This window comes from Actinocrinis puniceicyclus (assembly GCF_018283645.1).
GTDB classification, from domain to species: domain Bacteria; phylum Actinomycetota; class Actinomycetes; order Streptomycetales; family Catenulisporaceae; genus Actinocrinis; species Actinocrinis puniceicyclus.
This window is the reverse complement of the sequence record NZ_JAGSXH010000315.1, coordinates 1-1,422: the sequence shown is the minus strand read 5'-3', so window position 1 is coordinate 1,422 and position 1,422 is coordinate 1. Positions and strand designations below refer to the sequence as shown.

Below are 1,422 nucleotides of genomic sequence, written 5' to 3'. Positions count from 1 at the left end.
CGTGGCTGGTGGTGGCGGGAAAACTCCTGACGGGCTGGGTCGTGATCGACCTGGACGCCACGATCATCGAGTCCTCCAGCAAGAAGCAGGGCGCGGCCGGCACGTTCAAGATGACCTTCGGCTTCCAGTGCGCCATGAGGCGCTTCGGCATATCCCCGGCGCAGCCGGGAGGAACTTGGAAGGAGGTTCCTGGGCCTGATGGCTAACCCGATCCGGAAACGGTGACGGGACCAGAGCATGCCAGGAAACTGACGGTCGCGCCGAGACGCTACGGGCGGCGCGTCAGGAGGCCCGCGTGACATGGCGAAGGCTTGACTGCTTGAACCCCAATCTCCAGCAGAGACAATCGAAGGCTCCACCGGCACGGCGTCTGAGGCCGGTGTCGTCGCCTGCGGCGGCTTGATGGAATGGCCGCCGCACCTTCCGGGCGGCGAAGCGACACCCCGTCAGGGTGTTCCAGGGGATGAGTGGGGCGCCTACATCACGCTCGGACGTATGTCGGAGACGAACATGGGATCGCCTACGGGGCGCGAGCCCTACGGCGACGGAGTGCCCGTAGTAGCCGCAGGAGTCACGACCTGCCAAGGAGGACGGGAAAGCCGTCCGCAGGGCCAAGGGGCACAGGCGATCGGACACCAGGATCCGGGAGGTATGCGAAATGCAGAGCGCCGAAACGGTGCTTGGTGTCCTGCGTGAACGCGGCAGGCGGAGCCTGCCGCTGGAGGAGCTGTACCGACAGTTGTTCAACCCGCAGCTGTACCTGCTGGCCTACGGGCGCATCTACGCCAACGACGGCGCGATGACGCTCGGGGCGACCGGGGAGAGCGTGGACGACATGTCGCTGGGCAAGATCGGGCGCGTGATCGACGCGCTGCGCCACGAGCGCTTCCGGTGGAGCCCGGCCCGCAGGGTGCACATCCCGAAAAAGAACGGGGGCCGCCGCCCGCTGGGTCTTCCGACGTGGACGGACAAGCTGGTGGCCGAGGTGGTGCGTCTGCTGCTTGAGGCGTACTACGAGCCGAGGTTCCACGACGCCTCCCACGGGTTCCGGCCCGGCCGGGGCTGCCACACCGCGCTCAGGAAGATCGCGGACACGTGGCAGGGCACGGCCTGGTTCATCGAGGGCGATATCGCCGACTGCTTCGGCACCCTCGATCACGAGGTGATGCTGGACACGCTGGGCGAGAAGATCCACGATAGCCGGTTCCTGCGGCTGGTCAGGCACATGCTGCAAGCCGGATACCTGGAGGAGTGGGTGTTCCACGCCACCTTGAGCGGATCCCCGCAGGGCGGTGTGTTGAGCGTCAGTCTGTGTGAGGTTCCCGCGGGTCGGTGCCGACGTCCGGGCTGGTGATGGTCTGTGTGGGGGTCCTGGGTTTGCTTTCCGGCGGTCCGCGGCGTGACGGTGAGGATGTCCGTTTC

Annotated in this window: 2 pseudogenes; both read left to right on the top strand. The window is 66.7% G+C overall.

Annotation, left to right across the window (positions count from 1 at the left end):
* Positions 1–206, top strand: a pseudogene (locus KGA66_RS29015) (hypothetical protein); the annotation flags it as partial.
* A gap of 452 nt (positions 207–658) precedes the next feature.
* A pseudogene (locus KGA66_RS29010) lies at positions 659–1,321 on the top strand (reverse transcriptase/maturase family protein); the annotation flags it as partial.
* Between the last annotated feature and the right edge of the window lie 101 nt (positions 1,322–1,422).